Genomic DNA, 1,813 nt, shown 5'->3' on the forward strand with positions numbered 1-1,813 from the left:
CAGCCCGAACCCGTCCCAGATCCGCGGTACGGTCGAGATCGCGGGCGCACGAGCCGAACTTGTCATCGCTAACCCGTCCGGGATTTTCGTTGATGGCGGCGGCTTTCTCAATACCAGTCGCGCGACTCTCACAACCGGCGTGCCGTTCTATGGTGCCGACGGGTCGCTTGCCGGCTACAACGTGAACCGCGGCCTCGTGACCGTCGCAGGCGCAGGCCTGAATGCCTCCAATATCGATCAGGTCGATCTGATTGCGCGCGCGGTGCAGGTGAACGCGGCGGTCTATGCGAAGAATCTGAACGTGATCGCTGGCGCCGCCCAAGTCAATCACGACACGCTTGCCGCGACGCAGATCGCCGGTGATGGTCCTGCTCCGTCGGTTGCTATCGATGTAAGCCAGTTGGGCGGCATGTATAGCGACCGGATCTTCCTCGCCTCGAACGAGAACGGCGTGGGGGTGGCCAACGCCGGTACGATCGCGGCGCAGGCGGGTGATCTCACATTGCAGTCGAACGGTCGCCTTGTGCTCACGGGTAAGGCCACCGCGAGCGGCAACCTCGCACTGTCGGCGGCCGGCGGCATCCAGAACAACGGCACGACGTACGCGCAGCAATCGCTGTCGGCCAGTACGAGCGCCGATCTTACGAACACCGGGACGCTCGCGGCGCAACAGAATACGACGGTGAATGCCGGCAGCGTCAACTCGACCGGCACGCTCGGCGCGGGCGTGAACAACGACGGTTCCGTCGCGCACAGCGGCGACTTCAACTTGACGGCCTCGGGCCAACTGAGTGCGACCGGCCAGAATGTGGCGGGCGGCAATGCGTCGCTGACCGGCGCCAACGTGAATCTCGCAGGCAGCCAGACGGCGGTGAACGGCAGTCTGTCGCTGAACGCGACGGCCGGCGACGTGAACCTGTCGAACGCGACGACGAGCGCGCAAGGCGCCATTCAGGCGAATGCGTCCGGTACGGTGATCAACGATCACGGCAGCCTGTCGAGCGGCAGTGGCACGACACTGACCGGCGGCAACCTGTCGAACCAAGGCGGCAAGGTCTCGTCGCAGGGCCCGCTGTCGATCAACGTGGCTGGCCAGATCGCCAACCAATCCGGTGAACTGGTATCCGAGAGCACGGCGGACGTGCGTGGTGGCGCCATCGCGAACAACCAGGGCACTCTTCAAAGCGCGGCCGGCATGACGGTGGCCGGCGCGTCGCTGGACAACACGGCGGGCCGGATCACGTCGCTCAATCGCGACGGCCTGTCGGTGACGACCAGTGGTCAGTTGACCAACGCCGCGGGTACGACAGCGAACGGCGCACAAGGCGGTGTCATCGGCGGCAACGGCGATGTTTCGGTCCACGGCGCAAACGTTGTCAATCGCGGCGCGATCACATCCAGCACGAATCTCCACGTTTCGGGCCAGTCGGTCGACAACGGCGGCGGCACGCTGCAGGCTGCGCAGAACGTGGCGGTGGATGCCGGCACGCAGCTGTTGAACAACGGTGGCTCCATCGTCGGCAATGCGGCTGCGATTAGCGCGACGACGCTCGACAACAGCGCCGGCACCGTGCAGGCCGAACGGGTGTCGCTGAATGCGACGGACCTCGTGAATCACGGCGGCACCATCACGCAGACCGGGGCTGGCCCGATGGCCGTCAATGTGTCGCGCACGCTCGACAATTCGAATGGCGGCACGCTGCAAACCAACAGTACCGACTTGACGCTCGCCCCTGCTGCGCTCGTCAACGACGGCGGCACGATCACCCATGCCGGCACCGGCACGCTGACGCTTGGCGGTGGTTCGGGCTCA

Annotated in this window: 1 protein-coding gene; it reads left to right on the forward strand. The window is 65.5% G+C overall.

From position 1 onward, the window contains the following. Positions 1-1,813 (forward strand): two-partner secretion domain-containing protein (locus tag ACV22W_RS33405; RefSeq protein ID WP_448023802.1); only part of this gene is annotated, 1,813 nt, incomplete at both ends.

The sequence above is a fragment of the Burkholderia sp. AW49-1 genome, assembly GCF_053427845.1.